This is a genomic window from Citrobacter sp. H12-3-2 (assembly GCF_009649895.1).
Classification (GTDB): domain Bacteria; phylum Pseudomonadota; class Gammaproteobacteria; order Enterobacterales; family Enterobacteriaceae; genus Citrobacter; species Citrobacter portucalensis.
The window spans coordinates 4,778,312-4,795,379 of sequence record NZ_CP045837.1 but is presented as its reverse complement, the minus strand read 5'-3'; the positions used below and the strand labels follow the sequence as shown (position 1 = coordinate 4,795,379).

At 50.9% G+C, this 17,068-nt stretch carries 15 protein-coding genes; 10 read left to right on the top strand and 5 right to left on the bottom strand.

What is annotated here, in order from left to right:
- Positions 1-46: 46 nt before the first annotated feature.
- From glnG to glnA, 3 genes are all read right to left on the bottom strand, one after another.
- Entirely contained in the window at positions 47-1,456 is a 1,410-nt protein-coding gene (gene glnG, locus GHC22_RS22760) for a nitrogen regulation protein NR(I) (RefSeq protein ID WP_003825317.1), read from the bottom strand.
- A gap of 10 nt (positions 1,457-1,466) precedes the next feature.
- Positions 1,467-2,516, bottom strand: a complete 1,050-nt coding sequence (gene glnL / locus GHC22_RS22755; protein WP_008786986.1) for a nitrogen regulation protein NR(II) — start codon at positions 2,514-2,516, stop codon at positions 1,467-1,469.
- Positions 2,517-2,798: 282 nt separating this feature from the next.
- Positions 2,799-4,208 (bottom strand): glutamate--ammonia ligase, encoded by a 1,410-nt coding sequence (glnA, locus tag GHC22_RS22750; protein ID WP_008786987.1) that lies wholly within the window; start codon positions 4,206-4,208, stop codon positions 2,799-2,801.
- Between the two features lie 379 nt (positions 4,209-4,587).
- Between glnA and typA the strand changes: the two genes are divergently transcribed.
- Positions 4,588-6,411, top strand: a complete 1,824-nt coding sequence (gene typA, locus GHC22_RS22745; RefSeq protein WP_003028641.1) for a ribosome-dependent GTPase TypA — start codon at positions 4,588-4,590, stop codon at positions 6,409-6,411.
- Positions 6,412-6,478: 67 nt separating this feature from the next.
- Here typA and GHC22_RS22740 read toward each other — a convergent pair whose 3' ends face one another.
- Both GHC22_RS22740 and GHC22_RS22735 read right to left on the bottom strand, forming a co-directional pair.
- Entirely contained in the window at positions 6,479-7,267 is a 789-nt protein-coding gene (locus GHC22_RS22740; RefSeq protein ID WP_008786989.1) for a DeoR/GlpR family DNA-binding transcription regulator, read from the bottom strand.
- A 39-nt stretch (positions 7,268-7,306) separates the two neighbouring features.
- Entirely contained in the window at positions 7,307-8,203 is an 897-nt protein-coding gene (locus tag GHC22_RS22735) for a sugar kinase (RefSeq protein WP_153753925.1), read from the bottom strand.
- 172 nt (positions 8,204-8,375) lie between these two features.
- On the opposite strand from GHC22_RS22735, the gene yihU reads away from it, so the two are divergent.
- The 9 genes from yihU (at position 8,376) to dtd (ending at position 17,065) form a co-directional block, all read left to right on the top strand.
- Positions 8,376-9,266 (top strand): sulfolactaldehyde 3-reductase, encoded by an 891-nt coding sequence (gene yihU / locus GHC22_RS22730; RefSeq protein ID WP_008786991.1) that lies wholly within the window; start codon positions 8,376-8,378, stop codon positions 9,264-9,266.
- A 25-nt stretch (positions 9,267-9,291) separates the two neighbouring features.
- The gene (locus GHC22_RS22725; RefSeq protein WP_008786992.1) at positions 9,292-10,179 is read left to right on the top strand and encodes an aldolase; all 888 of its coding nucleotides are present in this window, start codon (positions 9,292-9,294) and stop codon (positions 10,177-10,179) included.
- A 31-nt stretch (positions 10,180-10,210) separates the two neighbouring features.
- Positions 10,211-11,221 (top strand): zinc-binding dehydrogenase, encoded by a 1,011-nt coding sequence (locus GHC22_RS22720; protein WP_008786993.1) that lies wholly within the window; start codon positions 10,211-10,213, stop codon positions 11,219-11,221.
- 69 nt (positions 11,222-11,290) lie between these two features.
- Positions 11,291-12,724: an MFS transporter gene (locus GHC22_RS22715; RefSeq protein ID WP_008786994.1), complete on the top strand. Its 1,434-nt coding sequence runs from the start codon at positions 11,291-11,293 to the stop codon at positions 12,722-12,724.
- 104 nt (positions 12,725-12,828) lie between these two features.
- Positions 12,829-14,154 carry an MFS transporter gene (locus GHC22_RS22710; RefSeq protein ID WP_048215206.1) on the top strand — a complete coding sequence of 442 codons (1,326 nt, stop codon included), beginning with the start codon at positions 12,829-12,831 and terminating at the stop codon, positions 14,152-14,154.
- A 30-nt stretch (positions 14,155-14,184) separates the two neighbouring features.
- Entirely contained in the window at positions 14,185-15,075 is an 891-nt protein-coding gene (locus GHC22_RS22705; RefSeq protein WP_153753924.1) for an aldose 1-epimerase, read from the top strand.
- A gap of 90 nt (positions 15,076-15,165) precedes the next feature.
- On the top strand, positions 15,166-15,765 hold the full coding sequence (gene yihX, locus GHC22_RS22700; RefSeq protein WP_153753923.1) for a glucose-1-phosphatase: 600 nt from the start codon (positions 15,166-15,168) through the stop codon (positions 15,763-15,765).
- Positions 15,759-16,631 carry a virulence factor BrkB family protein gene (locus GHC22_RS22695; RefSeq protein WP_008786998.1) on the top strand — a complete coding sequence of 291 codons (873 nt, stop codon included), beginning with the start codon at positions 15,759-15,761 and terminating at the stop codon, positions 16,629-16,631. The genes yihX and GHC22_RS22695 overlap by 7 nt, the downstream gene beginning before the upstream one ends.
- Entirely contained in the window at positions 16,628-17,065 is a 438-nt protein-coding gene (dtd, locus tag GHC22_RS22690) for a D-aminoacyl-tRNA deacylase (protein ID WP_003825289.1), read from the top strand. The genes GHC22_RS22695 and dtd overlap by 4 nt, the downstream gene beginning before the upstream one ends.
- Positions 17,066-17,068 lie beyond the last annotated feature (3 nt).

Here is a 17,068-nt window from a genome sequence, read left to right as displayed (position 1 = left end):
GCAGCTATTTGCGCTCAATTATTAATCTTTACACGGTGACGATATGTCACTCCATTCCGAGTTCTTTTAGCTTACGCGTCAAGGTATTACGACCCCAACCGAGCAAGCGTGCCGCTTCCTGTTTATGCCCCTGGGTATGACGTAGCGCGGTAGTCAACAGCGTGCGCTCCATCTCTGGTTGGGCCTCAGAAAGCAAGTTTTGATGACCGGAGCGTAATGCCCGATCCGCCCACTGTGCCAATAGCGTTGCCCAACTATCCGGCTGCATATGGGACGGTGCATCTGGCACAGAGGTTTCAAACAGCTCGGTTGGTAAGTCCTGAATCAGTACTTCCTGCCCGGCGGCCATTACGGTTAACCAGCGGCAGGTATTCTCAAGCTGACGCACGTTACCTGGCCAGGCCAGACGGGTGAGCGCAGCCTCGGTTTCCGGGTGTAATTGTTTGGCTTCCACCCCCAGTTCGCGGGCGGCCTCCTGCAGGAAATGACGCGCCAGGCGGGGGATATCTTCCCGACGTTCGCGCAGTGGCGGCAGATGTACCCGAATGACGTTCAGGCGATGGAATAAGTCCTCACGGAATTTGCCTTCCTGCACGCGCAGTTCAAGATTCTGGTGCGTGGCGGCGATAATGCGTACATCTACCTTTACGGGCGCGTAACCGCCAACGCGGTAAAACTGTCCGTCGGCTAATACGCGCAATAAACGCGTTTGCACGTCCAGCGGCATATCGCCTATTTCATCGAGGAACAACGTACCGCCGTCGGCCTGTTCAAAGCGCCCCTGACGAATGGTATTCGCCCCGGTAAACGCGCCTTTCTCGTGGCCAAACAGCTCAGATTCGATCAAATCTTTCGGGATTGCCGCCATGTTCAGCGCGATAAACGGCGCTTTGACGCGCGGGCTATGACGGTGCAACGCATGGGCGACCAGCTCTTTACCGGTTCCTGACTCCCCATTAATCAATACGCTGATTGAAGACCGGGACAGGCGACCAATAATGCGAAAGACGTCCTGCATTGCTGGCGCTTCGCCGATGATGTCGGTTGTGGGGCCGTTAATCTGAACATTGCGCGGCTGCTGTTGTTCCTGATAATGACTGATGGCGCGCTCGACCAGCGCCACCGCTTCATCAATATCAAAAGGTTTGGGCAGATAATCAAACGCTCCTTGCTGATAGGCGCTGACGGCAGCATCCAGATCGGAGTGCGCGGTCATTATGATGACCGGAAGCATCGGATGCCGCTGTTTAATCTGTTTTAACAGCGTCAGGCCGTCCATACCCGGCATGCGGATATCCGACAACAGCACGTCCGGCGTTTTGCTGGCCAGCGCGTCCAGTACCTCTTTACCACTTTCAAATGTGGTACAGCTTAGCCCTGCCCCTGCGAGCGCACGTTCAAGCACCCAACGGATGGAACTATCGTCATCAACGACCCAGACTATTCCTCGTTGCATAAACGTCACCTTATTTCCTGATAGGCAGGTAAACCGAGAACTCGGTATGACCCGGCCAACTGGTAAATTCAATTTTGCCGGAATGTTGATCAATCAAATTGCGGGCGATAGATAATCCAAGGCCGGTACCGCCTTCGCGACCGCTAACCATTGGGTAGAACAGCGTATCCTGCAAATGCGAGGGAATACCTGGACCGTTATCCTCGACATCAATTCGTGCCGCCAGACGGTAACGCATGCCGTGTAGCGTGAGCTGAAACGCGGTGCGGGTGCGCAGAATGATCTCGCCGCCTTCCGGTCCCAGCGCCTGCAAAGCATTGCGTACGATGTTCAGCAATACCTGCTCGATCTGGTCCGGGTCGTGCAGTAATTCGGGCAGGCTTGGGTCGTAATCCCGGATTAGCGTGACGTTTTCCGGCAGCTCCATCGAGACCAGCGCCACCACGCGTTCCGCCACTTTGTGAATACTTTCCGTGATGTGCATGCCGGGCTGTTGTGGCCCCAGCAGACGGTCGACCAGATTACGCAGGCGGTCCGCCTGTTCAATAATGACTTTGGTATATTCGGTCAGCGCCGGGTCCGGAAGTGCTTTACTGAGAAGTTGCGCCGCACCGCGTAATCCACCCAGCGGGTTTTTAATTTCATGTGCCAGACCACGCACCAGATCACGGGCGGCAATCTGCTGGGCATGCTGGAGCTGTTCCTGACTCAGACGGCGCTGGTTATCCATAGGGGCCATCTCCAGCAAGATAAGGCCATCAGGCAGCCTCTGAGCGGTCACAGAGAGGATATGTGAGTGGCTGTCTATCACCAGCGTCACTTCGTTATCCGTAAAGCCCTGGCCTGCTTCCAGGCTCTCTCGCATCAGTCCGATGTTTAAGGAGAAATAACTCAACAGATCGGGAAGCGGTGTACCAAACAGTTTGCGGGAGCTTTGGGCGAGCAACTGCTGTGCCGCCGGGTTGGCGTAATGTACAGCCAGCTCATCGTCGACGAGTAAGATGCTGTTGATTAAAGAATTGAGGATCTGCCCAGCATCGGGCAGCGTGCCGGTTGCCATTCAGCAGTCTCCTGAAAAGTGTTGCACCAATTTAGTGCATTATAGCTTTTTACATCAAAAAAGCGCGAAAAAGCAGGTTGTTAGTGGAGAAAAAAGCCCATCCAGAGATGGGCTACAGATGACTGGCAAACATAGATGCCGGATGGCGGATTTGCCTTATCCGGCCTACAAGGTAATGTTACCCTCCAGGCCTGATAAGTTTGCGCTATCAGGCGTCCTATCATTCACCATCGATCTCAAGCCTGCCTGAGCAGGCTAAAAGTTCCACGGCAACTCAAACGATTAAACGCTGTAGTACAGCTCAAACTCTACCGGATGCGGAGTCATGCGCACGCGGTCATCTTCTTCGCGACGCAGCGCAATGTACGCATCGATCGCTTCATTGGTGAACACGCCGCCTGCGGTCAGGAACTCGCGGTCCAGATCCAGTTCTTTCAGTGCTTCTTCCAGAGAACCAGCAACCTGTGGGATCTCTTTCGCTTCTTCCGGCGGCAGGTCGTACAGGTTTTTGTCCATTGCTTCGCCCGGGTGGATCTTGTTCTTAATACCGTCAAGACCAGCCATCAGCAGCGCTGCGAAGCACAGGTATGGGTTAGCAGCCGGGTCCGGGAAACGCACTTCGATACGACGCGCTTTCGGAGAAGCAACTACCGGGATACGGATAGACGCAGAACGGTTACGGGCAGAGTAAGCCAGCATTACCGGTGCTTCGTAACCCGGGACCAGACGCTTGTAGGAGTTGGTGGTCGGGTTAGCCAGGGCGTTGATCGCTTTAGCGTGCTTGATTACGCCACCGATGTAGTACAGCGCCTGCTCAGACAGACCCGCATATTTGTCACCGGAGAACAGGTTTACGCCGTTCTTGGACAGGGACATGTGGCAGTGCATGCCGGAACCGTTATCGCCAAACATTGGTTTTGGCATAAAGGTCGCGGTTTTACCGAAACGGTGAGCGACGTTGTGAACGACATATTTGTAGATCTGAATTTCGTCCGCTTTTTTGGTCATGGTGTTAAAGCGGGTCGCGATTTCGTTCTGACCAGCAGTCGCCACTTCGTGGTGATGCGCTTCAACAACCAGGCCCATTTCTTCCATGATCAGACACATGGTAGAACGGATATCCTGAGAAGAATCTACCGGAGGAACCGGGAAGTAACCGCCTTTCACGCCTGGACGGTGACCTTTGTTACCACCTTCGTATTTGGTGGAGGAGTTCCATGCGCCTTCGATGTCATCGATAGCCACGTGGGAACCGGAAATAGTTGCGCCGAAACGGATGTCGTCAAACAGGAAGAATTCTGGCTCTGGCCCGAACAGAACGGTGTCTGCGATGCCGGTAGAACGCAGATACTCTTCAGCACGTTTAGCGATGGAGCGCGGGTCACGGTCGTAGCCCTGCAGCGTACCTGGTTCCAGGATATCGCAACGGATGATCAGGGTAGACTCTTCAAAGAACGGGTCGATGAGAGCAGTAGACGCATCTGGCATCAGAACCATGTCTGATTCGTTAATGCCTTTCCAGCCACCGATTGAGGAGCCGTCAAACATTTTGCCTTCTTCAAAGAATTCGGCATTTACCTGATGAGCAGGAATAGTGACGTGCTGTTCTTTACCTTTGGTATCAGTGAAGCGTAAATCAACAAACTTCACTTCGTGTTCGTTCAGCATCGTCAAAACGTGTTCAGCGGACATACTTACTCTCCCGGATTGGTCATTGTCGTCGTGGTAACGAAGTCTTCAATTCTGCAAAAATTGGCCGTGTCGCCATAAAAAATATAAAGCGAAATCTGTGCCAACTTTTAAATTGCCCCTAAAAGGCGTTATCATGCGCACCATCGTGCAAAGGGGCTGCACCATGAAGGTTGTATTGCACCATTATAGTGCTTTAATGTGAACATTAAGCACCATATTGGTGCAAAGCATGTCAGATTACCCCTTTTAACGCTCCGTGAATGTGATCACAAAGAAACTCTGCAATACTTGTTTGCGGAGGATGTTTGTGATCCTGTTTTGTACTGCGATTAATCCGTGTACAATAACGCGCTATTTCTAAAATGCCTGAGGCAAAGTTGTGATCGAAAATTTGCGTAACATCGCCATCATCGCGCACGTAGACCATGGTAAAACGACCCTGGTAGACAAGCTGCTCCAACAATCCGGTACGTTCGATGCACGTGCTGAAACCCAAGAGCGCGTGATGGACTCCAACGATTTGGAGAAAGAGCGTGGGATTACCATCCTCGCTAAAAACACCGCTATCAAATGGAATGACTACCGTATCAACATCGTTGATACCCCGGGGCACGCCGACTTCGGTGGTGAAGTTGAACGTGTAATGTCCATGGTCGACTCTGTGCTGCTGGTGGTGGATGCAATGGACGGTCCGATGCCGCAGACGCGCTTCGTGACCAAAAAAGCCTTTGCCCATGGCCTGAAGCCAATTGTTGTTATCAACAAAGTTGACCGTCCTGGCGCGCGTCCTGACTGGGTTGTTGATCAGGTATTTGACCTGTTCGTTAACCTCGACGCTACCGACGAGCAGCTGGACTTCCCGATCGTTTACGCTTCTGCGCTGAACGGTATCGCGGGTCTGGATCACGAAGACATGGCTGAAGACATGACTCCGCTGTATCAGACTATCGTTGATCGTGTACCGGCTCCGAACGTAGATCTTGATGGCCCGCTGCAGATGCAAATCTCTCAGCTGGACTACAACAACTACGTTGGCGTAATCGGTATCGGCCGCATTAAACGCGGTAAAGTTAAACCGAACCAGCAGATCACTATCATCGATAGCGAAGGCAAAACCCGTAACGGTAAAGTCGGTAAAGTTCTGACCCATCTGGGTCTGGAACGTATCGAGAGTGATATTGCCGAAGCAGGCGATATCATCGCGATCACCGGTCTGGGCGAACTGAACATCTCCGACACCATCTGCGACCCGCAGAATGTTGAAGCGCTGCCAGCTCTGTCCGTTGATGAACCGACCGTTACCATGTTCTTCTGCGTAAACACCTCTCCGTTCTGCGGTAAAGAAGGTAAATATGTTACCTCTCGTCAGATCCTTGACCGCCTGAACAAAGAGCTGGTGCACAACGTTGCGCTGCGCGTTGAAGAAACCGAAGATGCGGATGCGTTCCGTGTATCCGGTCGTGGTGAGCTGCACCTGTCTGTTCTGATCGAAAACATGCGTCGTGAAGGTTTCGAAATGGCGGTTTCCCGTCCGAAAGTAATCTTCCGCGAAATCGACGGCCGTAAACAAGAGCCGTTCGAAAACGTAACGCTGGACGTTGAAGAGCAGCATCAGGGTTCTGTGATGCAGGCTCTGGGTGAGCGTAAAGGCGACCTGAAAAACATGAATCCAGATGGCAAAGGCCGCGTACGTCTTGACTACGTGATTCCAAGCCGTGGTCTGATCGGCTTCCGTTCAGAATTCATGACCATGACTTCCGGTACCGGTCTGCTGTACTCCACCTTCAGCCACTACGACGACGTTCGTGCGGGTGATGTGGGTCAGCGTCAGAACGGCGTACTGATCTCCAACGGCCAGGGTAAAGCAGTTGCGTTCGCACTGTTCAGCCTGCAGGACCGCGGTAAGCTGTTCCTGGGTCACGGTGCTGAAGTTTACGAAGGCCAGATCATCGGCATTCACAGCCGTTCTAACGACCTGACTGTAAACTGCCTGACCGGTAAGAAACTGACCAACATGCGTGCGTCTGGTACTGACGAAGCAACGGTTCTGGTTCCGCCGGTTAAGATGACTCTGGAGCAGGCTCTGGAATTCATCGATGACGACGAACTGGTAGAAGTAACACCAACCTCTATCCGTATCCGTAAGCGTCACCTGACTGAAAACGATCGTCGCCGTGCAATGCGTGGCGCGAAAGAAGAGTAATTAACACTCTTTTTCAGGTAAGCACAAAAAAGCCGCTGATTATCAGCGGCTTTTTTTATCTAAAAGATCAGGTCGTTTCCTGCTCTGCAATGACTAGCTCAATATTTTCTAAATCAAGCAATTGCTTGAATGAATTTGGTGGCTGGGAATCGGTAAAAAATGCGCGAATTTTACGCATATTACCGATGGATACAGCGGCTGAGGCGGTAAACTTAGTATGATCAGCAACTAACAGCGTATTACGTGCATGCTTAATCATCGTTTTGGCGACAAGCGCTTCGTTAACGTCAAATTCCAATAGTGTGCCGTCTTCCTCGATGGCACCAATACTGGTAATCAAATAGTCGGCTCTAAATCCTTCAATAAAGTTCACTGCTCCTGGGCCAACAATACCGCCATTGTGAGCACGTAACGTTCCACCGGGCACCATAACCTCAAGATCTTGATTCTTATATAAGATCTGCGCAACACGAAGACTGTTAGTAATGATGCGAAGATCCCGACGGTTCAGCAAAGCTCGTGCGACGGCTTCCACCGTTGTACCAATGGTAATAAATACCGTACAGCGTTCAGGAAGATAATCAGCAACCGCTTCCGCTATCGCTTCTTTTTCCTGGGTAAGGGACAACTCTCGCTGTTCAAAGGCGGTATTCATGACGCTGGATACACGTCCGGCTCCACCATGATGTCTGGTGATCAAGCCCTGTTCGCTTAACTTACGAATATCCCGGCGCACGGTTTGCGTGGACACGTCCAGCAATTGTGCGAGCTCTTCGATATTCATATAGCCGCGTTCTGTAATGTAATGAACAAGTTGATCGTGTCGCGGATTACCGGTGACTTCAATGATGCTCATGAATACTCCTGGACTTCTTCCCCGTAATTGTTGGCTATTTTACGCATAAAGTGACAAAAATGATTCGGTTTGCGCACGATTAGGAATTCCGGCTCGTCCGCCCGCCTGAGTGCATTTCATCGCCGCCACCGCACTTGCGAAGCGAATCGCCTGGTCAGTCGGCATTTGCTCTGCAAGAGCTGCTGCCATTGCACCATGGAAAACATCGCCTGCACCGGTTGTATCCACAACATTGACAGAAAATGCAGTCTGTTGACACATATGACCATTTTCGATCCATAGTGACCCTTCGCCGCCAAGCGTAACGTACACTTTACCATTGGTTTGCTCAGCGGCCAGTTTAAGTGCCTGTTGTGCATCATCTTGCCCGGTCATTCTCTTCAGACCTGGAGTTGAAAAAACGGCATGATCGGCAAGCGCCACCAATGGGGTTATATCTTGTGGTGTCATATCGGCATCCAACAGCGTTGGAACTCCGGCGGCACGTGCCAGTTCGAAGGATTTCAACGTCCCTTCATGCCAACGTACATCGGCCAGAACGATGTCATAACGGGAAAAATCAATCGACTCCAGCCACCTTGCATCCGTATCGAGATCCGGGCTTGGATAGTTCACGATAATGCGTTCGCCATGCTGGTCGACCAAAATTGCGGACTGGGATGAACGGGAGTTCGGGTATTGCCGGCAGAACGCCGTATTGACCCCCCAGCTCTGAAGCTCGTTAAGCAAGGTATTCCCACAACTGTCATCGCCTACACGGCCTATAAAATCAACGTCAATACCAAGCCGGGCAATGGCGACAGCTGCTGTTGCCGCCGGGCCGCCACCTGTCTCCAGATATTGATTTGACTGATATTTTCCCCCGCCATCGGGCAGGCTGTTCAGAGAATAAATACGGTCCTGAACGGTGATTCCAACACATGCAATTCTGGTCATATTTGGTTAGTCCTGTGTGATCTTGTCTTCTTTTGTTCATTTTAATGACATAAATGATCAAATTAGTGACGCGTGTCTTGTTTTTAGTCATAAATTACAAATATGCTCAAAAACAGACGAAAGCGAGTTTTTAATTGTAATTATTTTGTCAACCTGACACAGGAGAGCATTCATGACAACCGTTGCATTTTTGGGCTTGGGCCAGATGGGCAGCCCAATGGCTAATAATCTGTTGCAAAAGGGACATGCTTTGCGTGTGTTCGACGTAAACCAACAGGCAGTCAATGAATTAGTACAAAAAGGTGCGACTGCTGCTCAAACACCCGCTGAAGCCGCTAAAGGTGCCGAATTCATAATCACTATGCTGCCAAATGGCGACATCGTTCGGCAAGTTCTGCTGGGTAAAGATGGCGTCAGCGAAGGCCTGTCCCCCAATGCCCTGGTTATTGACATGTCCACGATTCATCCATTGCAGACCGATGAGTTGATTCATGAGATGAAAGAGAAAGGCATCAGCATGATGGATGCTCCTGTGGGCAGGACGTCAGTTAACGCGATTGACGGCACGCTGCTGATTCTTGCTGGCGGAACGCCTGAACAGGTTGAACGTGCTCGCCCTGTGCTGATGTGTATGGGGAATGAGCTGGTGGAAGCTGGCGGTCCCGGTATGGGGATCCGCGTAAAGCTCATCAATAACTATATGAGTATTGCGCTGAACGCCTTGTCAGCGGAAGCCGCTGTTCTTTGCGAGTCATTGGGTTTGAGCCTTGATGTGGCCATTAAGGTCATGAGCGGTACTGCCGCAGGCAAGGGGCACTTTACGACAACCTGGCCTGGCAAGGTACTTAAAGGAGACCTTTCTCCGGCATTCATGGTGGACCTCGCGTTGAAAGACCTGCGTATTGCCGTCGATGTCGCTAGTCAGACCGGTGCGCCGCTCAATATGGGCATTGCAGCAGAAACCTATTACACCCGTGCCAGCGAGAACGGTCGAGGCCGTCAGGACTGGAGTGCGCTGTTATCTCAGGTTCGTCAGCAGGCTGGCCGACCAGATTCACTCTAAATTTTAAACAGTTACAGGAGTTATTATGTCTTCCCACAATACCCCATACACGCTGAAAGATATTTCTCGCCCTGGCGGTGGATTTGCCATGCTGGCCGTTGATCAGCGTGAAGCAATGCGTCTGATGTTTGCAGCCTCTGGACATCCTAAACCTGTTGCCGACAGCGTATTGACTGATTTTAAAGTTGCAGCAACACAAATTCTGTCTCCCTACGCTTCAGCGGTTCTGGCAGATAAACAATTTTGTCTCGATCAGATTGTCTCTCAAGGTGCAGTCGCTGATTCATGTGGACTGATTGTGGCGGCTGACCATTTTGTTCCGGGTAATGGTATTCCGGTTGATAGTGTCGAAATTGACAGAGCAATTGATCCGCATAAAGCCCGCGAAATGGGTGCGAAAGCCATGAAGTTGTTAGTGCTGTGGCGTGAAGATGAACCCGCAGAAGAACGTTTGGCTATGGTGGCTGAGTTTGTTCAACGCTGTCGTAGCGCAGGGCTGGTCAGCATCATTGAGCCGGTCGTTCGTCCTCCTCGTCGTGGCTGGGAATTTGACCGGGAAAGCGCCATCGTTGCCGCAGCGGCTGAACTCGGCTGCACCGATGCTGACCTCTATAAAGCTGAAATGCCATTAGGCGGCAAAGGTGATGAACAGACCCTACTTGCTGCGTGTCAAAAGTTGCATGAACAAATGAAAATGCCGTGGGTCATTCTTTCTTCTGGTGTTGATGCGGATATTTTTGGCCGCGCGGTCCGTATCGCCATGAAGGGTGGAGCTTCCGGATTCCTGGCAGGGCGTGCCGTTTGGGCATCGGTTGTTGGTGCTCAAGATCCGCAAACAATGTTGCGTGATGTGTCGGTTCCACGCTTACAACGCCTGGCAGAAATCGTCGATGAAGGGATTTCTCAGCGTTAATCACCCATTTTAACGAATCTGGAGAAGAACCATGGATAAGATTACCCAAGTTCTATTTTCTGATATTGGGAAGGTGACCACCCAATATGTTGAGCTGCCGCACCAGGAACTTAAACCGCAAGAAGTCCGCATTGCTCCGGTGTTTTACGGAATATGTGGCTCTGATCTGCATGTACTGAAAGGAGGACACCCATTTGCAAAACCTCCGGTTGTGCCTGGACATGAAATTGCGGCACGCGTAACTGAAGTGGGCAGTGAAGTAACGAATGTTAAGCCGGGCGATCATGTCGTAGTCGACCCAATTATGGCCTGCATGGAGTGTCGTGCTTGTAAAGCGGGTCGCTTTAATCTGTGTGAACCTCCACAGGTTGCTGGCTTCCGGGCGCCGGGTTTTGCCCGCTCGCAGCACATTGTACCTGCACGAAACTGCCATGTTGCACCTGCTTCGTTACCACTAAAAGCACTGGCTTTCGCTGAGCCCGCAGCCTGCGCGCGTCATTGCGTGAGCCGTATGCCGAAAGCGTCATTGGAAAGTGTATTAGTGATTGGTGCAGGGACAATTGGTTTATCCATCGTTCAAGCATTGCGCATCATGGGCGCGGGAAAGATCACCGTCATCGAGCCTGATGCCGCCAAGCGCGCGTTGTCGTTAAAACTAGGTGCCACGGAAGTCTGGGCTCCGGGGGAATTGGATGCACAGGTCCGTTTTACGGGGGCAATTGATGTTGTTGCCGCCCAGGCCACGCTGAATGATGCATTTACCCATGTTTATGCTGGCGGAACGGTAGTGTGCATGGGGGTACCGAGTGGCCCACGTGAAATTCCTCTTCCGATGATGCAGCGCTTCGAACGCGATTTGTTGAATTCCGGCATGTACATCCCGGAAGACTTCGATGCCGTGATTGAATGGCTTGCGGATGGGCGGTTTGACACCAGCGAACTGGTGACCGATCTCTTCCCTGTCGAAGATGCGGATAAGGCGTTTGAACGTGCGCAGCAAAATGACTCTATAAAAGTCATGCTGCAATTTGCTGAGGTTTGATGCTGTAACCCTCTGTCTGGCGCTGCTTAAGGGTAGCGCCATCCTACAACAATGAAAAAGGATGCTGCGATGAGTCACATCACCAGTCCTACACCTTACTCGATCGGTCGTCCCCAGGACGTGATTGATATTGTTAATAAACATTCAGCAGTAAACACCAGTGTCGGCGTCATTTTTATCGCTCTTGGTGGCATTCTAATTGATGCCTATCAGGCGGCGATGGTGGGTTTTGGTAATAAATATATCGCATTGCAATTTGGTATTTCACCGGGGCTGGCGGCGACGGTTAACGCCTCTGTTTTAGTCGCCGCCCTGATTGGTGGATTACTGGCGAACCGTGTGATTAACCGCTTTGGTCAAAAGCGTGCATTTATCATCGGAATGGGCCTGTGCACAATAGGTGCCGCAGCTGTCGCGATAGCCCCGAACATCTGGTGGGTGCTGGTGTGTCGCGTAATCATGGGATTTGGCTTGGGTATTGATTTCCCGCTGGCAACAAATGCGGTGGCAGAACTACGCGGCTCAACATCTAAGAAAACCGGTTCGTCAGTTAATCTCTGGCAAATGGCTTGGTATGTATCAACTACGGTTGTCTATCTTGTGCTGCTTCCACTGTTGTTGTCGGGTATCGCGGAAGAGCAATTATGGCGCTATGGTATTTTCATTGGTGCTATTTTTGCCGTCATTATCATGATTCTGCGTTATTTCTTCATCGGTGAGTCTGCAATGTGGGCCGCACGAGTCGGACGTTATGATAAAGCCTGCGATATTCTGGCTAAACGCTATGGTGTTCATGCTCGCGTTGCTGCCAAACCAAAAAACGATGATTTTTCTGCTGAAAAAACAGAAAGTAAGTTTCATGGCGGCTATGGGATTTTATTTAACTCACGTTATCGCAAACGCACTATTCTCGGCTGCGTTGTGGCGACGATGCAAGCCTGGCAATATAACGCCGTGGGTGTTTATTTACCGCTGACTTTGGCGGGAATACTGAGCGGTGGATTAACCGGGGCTCTTAGCGGTTCTGCGGTAGTGAATGCCCTGTGTGGCATTACAGGTGGATTGATTGGTTCTCTTATCCTCCAGCGTTTGGGAACTCGCCTTCAGTCGATGTATGGTTTCGCCGTCGTAACGGTTGCATTACTGGCTTTAGGTGCATTAGCAACCACCAACCCATGGCTTTCTTTAGGTTTGTTGGGCGCAATCATTTTCTTCCATTCAGCGGGCCCGGGCGGCCTGGGAATGACCATTGCCACACTTTCTTATCCGCCATCTATTCGCCCGACAGGCGTAGGATTTGCTCGTGCAATTATGCGTACTGGGGCGATTGCCGGACTTATTTTCTGGCCTATGTTGTGGGGTGCATTAAAGACAGAAGCGTTCTATTGGCTGGCAATTGTTCCTTTTCTCGGCTTCCTGACATGCGTGTTGATTAAGTGGGAACCACTTGGTGCAAACGTTGACGCTGAAGACGCTGAGGTACTGGCTGAGTTGGATAAATAACAAGCAAGCGCGTCGCAACATGTCGACGCGCTTTTTCGTATAAATCCGCCGCTTTTTAAGTGATTTTATTGCGCAGATTTCTCGCCGACCCGGAGAGGAAAATTATGGCTGAAATAGAACATGTACCAGGGAAAGAGCTATCCGGCAAAGCCATGAGACGCGTTGTCATGGGCAGTTTCGCTGGCGCGTTGATGGAATGGTACGATTTTTTTATTTTCGGAACGGCGGCAGGGCTAGTCTTTGCTCCCCTGTTTTTCCCTGATAGCGATCCTTTTATTGGTTTAATCGCCGCATTCGCCACCTTTGGTGTGGGTTTTCTGTCACGTCCGCTTGGAGGCATTGTTTTTGGCCACTTTGGCGATAAAGTCGGTCGCAAAATAACGTTGATTTGGACGTTAGCGATAGTTGGTTCCTCAACGTTTTTAATCGGTTTCATTCCAACATACCAGGATATTGGTATCTGGGCCCCGATTATATTGATGGTTCTGCGCCTGGTTCAGGGGTTCGGTCTGGGTGGGGAATATGGCGGGGCTGCATTGATGACTATTGAATCTGCGCCTGAGGCGAAGCGCGGGTTTTTAGGTTCGCTCCCACAAACGGCAGCCTCAGTTGGGATAATGCTGGCGACAGGGGTGTTTGCATTATGCAATCACTTCCTGACTCAGGAAGAGTTTCTGGCCTGGGGATGGCGTATCCCTTTTTGGCTATCTGCCATCATGTTAATTGTTGGGATGTTCATACGGTTACATACTGAAGAAACACTGGATTTTAAAAAACAAAAAACGGCTGTCTCACAGGAACAATCAGCACCACCGTTGATTGAACTTTTCCGTAAGCATCCACGGAATATTCTGTTAGCGCTAGGGGCCAGGCTGGCGGAGAGCGTTTCATCGAACATCATTAATGCCTTTGGTATTGTCTATATTTCCAGCCAGTTGGCATTATCAAGGGATATTCCACTCAACGGCATGCTAATCGCCTCAGCAATTGGCATTGTGTGTTGTCCATTAATTGGTTGGATCTCTGACCGCGTTGGGCAACGGAAGATGTATTTATTTGGCGCTGGTTTTTGCATCCTTTTTGCATTCCCATTCTTCCTGCTGCTGGATACGAAAAGCACACTTATCATCTGGTGCTGCATGATCCTTGGCTATAACCTGGGGCCAACGATGATGTTTGCAGTACAACCCACCTTATTTACTCGTATGTTCGGAACACGAGTGCGCTATACGGGTCTTTCCTTTGCCTATCAGTTCTCAGCAATTCTGGGTGGGTTAAGCCCGCTCATTGCCTCCAGCTTGTTGGCGCTGGGAGGCGGGAAACCGTGGTATGTAGCACTGTTTCTGTTTGTTATCTCAATACTTTCATTCATTTGCGTCTGGCTTATCGAGCCACATTCAGACAATAAAAATGACGCTAATAACATTTAACTTCTTACCGAAATATCAGAGAGCAATAACATGAACAATGAATTGAATACTGAGCATTATCAAGCATTACAACGTGCTTTTGATACCGCCTGGCCGGGACCGATCGGCCAACCTATTTTTCTGGAAAAAGGACATCTACGTCTGCAAATTTTTCCGCGCGATGGTGCCAGAATCACCTCGGTTCAGGCGTTTGGTTTTGAAGTGTTACGTCAATGGGAGCCACAGCGTAAAGCATTTCAGTATGGCTGCTTTCCTATGGTTCCTTGGGCAGGCCGCCTTGGCGATGCAACATTGACCGTGGGGGAGAAACAGTACGTATTACCTGCTAACAAACCGCCTCATGCTCTACATGGTATGGCCTGTTATTCATCATGGGAAATTGTCGAACATAAAGCGGATACCTTGAAACTGCGCATGCCACTGGGCGCTCCTTGGCCCTGGGAAGGAGAGGTCCTGCAGACGCTGACTCTTGAAGACGATGCGTTAATTCTGCGACTTGAAATTCACACCATGTCTGAAACTTTTCCGGCATCTGCTGGATGGCACCCCTGGTTTGCAAAACAACTGGGCCAGCAGAATGAAGAAGATGAATTACTGGTACGTTTTAAGGCCGACTGGCAGGAAGAAGCCGGGAATAATGAGTTACCAACAGGTAATAAAATCCCCCCACAATCAGGCCCGTGGGATGACTGCTTTGGTTTTAATGATGGTCTCAATGTCAGATTACAGTGGCCAGGTAAGCTGAGTATGACGATGACATCGAGTGCGCAAAGCCTGGTCGTTTTTGACAAACAGCCCGACGCAACATGTGTCAATCCGCTTACTCAGGCGCCAAATGCGATAAATAGGACACCGCAATTTGTCAGTGCAGGTCTTCCGTTGGTGATTGAGTCGCGCTGGCAATTTACACAGGAATTCTGATGGCTTAGCCAATAATCCCGACAGGGACTCATAGTCAAACTTCTCCTTTCCCGCTACAGTTATTCATCCACGGCGAATAAGGAGAAGGGCATGCTCTATATCTTTGATTTGGGGAATGTGATTGTCGATATCGACTTCAATCGCGTGTTAGGTACTTGGAGCGATCTGAGCCGTGTACCGCTGGCTTCGTTAAAGCAAAGTTTCACCATGGGAGAGGCTTTTCACCAGCACGAGCGAGGTGAAATAACGGATGAAGCCTTTGCCGAGGCGCTATGTCATGACATGGCGCTACCGCTAAGCTATGAGCAGTTCTCCCACGGCTGGCAGGCCGTTTTTGTTGCCTTGCGTCCTGAAGTCATCGACATCATGCAAAAGCTGCGTGAGCAGGGGCATCGGGTGGTCGTCTTGTCGAATACTAACCGTCTGCACACGACGTTTTGGCCGGACGAATACCCCGAAATCCGTCAGGCTGCTGACCATATTTACCTTTCCCAGGATCTGGGCATGCGTAAACCGGAAGCGCGGATTTACCAGCATGTCCTGCAGTCTGAAGGTTTTTCTGCGCATGAGGCGGTATTTTTCGACGACAACGCCGATAATATTGAAGGGGCTAATCGGTTAGGGATTACCAGCATCCAGGTTGTCGATCAAACGACCATTCCGGACTATTTCGCGAAGTTGCTATGCTAAAAAATGTTCAGCAACAAGCCAGGCACCATACGCGTCCTGTTCGGGCCTGGCTGAAGCTACTATGGCAGCGGATTGATGAGGACAACATGACGACGCTGGCAGGGAATCTTGCCTATGTCTCATTGCTCTCATTAGTGCCGCTTATTGCCGTAGTTTTTGCGCTTTTCGCCGCATTTCCGATGTTTTCTGACGTTAGCGTCCAGCTACGTCATTTCATTTTCGCAAACTTTATCCCGGCGACGGGAGATGTCATTCAGCGTTATATCGAACAATTCGTTGCCAACTCGAACAAAATGACGGCCGTTGGGGCGTGTGGGCTGATTGTGACAGCGTTATTACTGATGTATTCCATTGATAACGCGCTGAATACTATCTGGCGCAGCAAGCGTACTCGGCCTAAAGTTTACTCTTTCGCCGTCTACTGGATGATTTTAACGCTGGGGCCGCTGCTGGCGGGGGCCAGTCTGGCGATCAGCTCTTATCTGTTGTCATTGCGCTGGGCCAGCGATCTCAACACGGTGATTGATAACGTCCTGCGTATTTTCCCGCTGGTGCTTTCCTGGCTCTCGTTCTGGCTGCTTTACAGCATCGTACCGACTACGCGTGTACCTAACCGTGATGCGGTTATTGGCGCCTTTGTTGCCGCTGTGTTGTTCGAAACCGGAAAGAAAGGATTTGCGCTCTATATCACGATGTTCCCGTCTTATCAGCTCATTTACGGTGTCCTGGCGGTGATCCCCATTTTATTCGTCTGGGTATACTGGACCTGGTGTATCGTCTTGCTAGGCGCGGAAATAACTGTCACTCTCGGGGAATACCGCAAACTTAAACAAGCCGCAGAACAAGAAGAAGCAGAGCAACCATGATTGCATTAATTCAGCGCGTAACCCGTGCCAGCGTCACCGTGGAGGGCGAGGTGACGGGTGAAATTGGCCCAGGACTTTTGGTCCTGTTAGGTGTCGAAAGGGATGATGACGAACAGAAAGCGAACCGCCTGTGCGAGCGCGTACTCGGCTATCGAATCTTTAGCGATGCCGAAGGCAAAATGAACCTTAACGTGCAGCAGTCAGGGGGCAGCGTGCTGGTGGTTTCACAGTTCACGCTGGCGGCAGATACCGAACGCGGCATGCGCCCGGGGTTTTCAAAAGGGGCTGCGCCCGATCGTGCAGAGGCGCTGTATGAGTACTTTGTTGAGCGTTGCCGCCAACAGGAAATGAATACGCAAACTGGTCGATTCGCTGCGGATATGCAGGTTTCACTGGTTAATGATGGCCCCGTGACGTTCTGGTTACAAGTATGAACC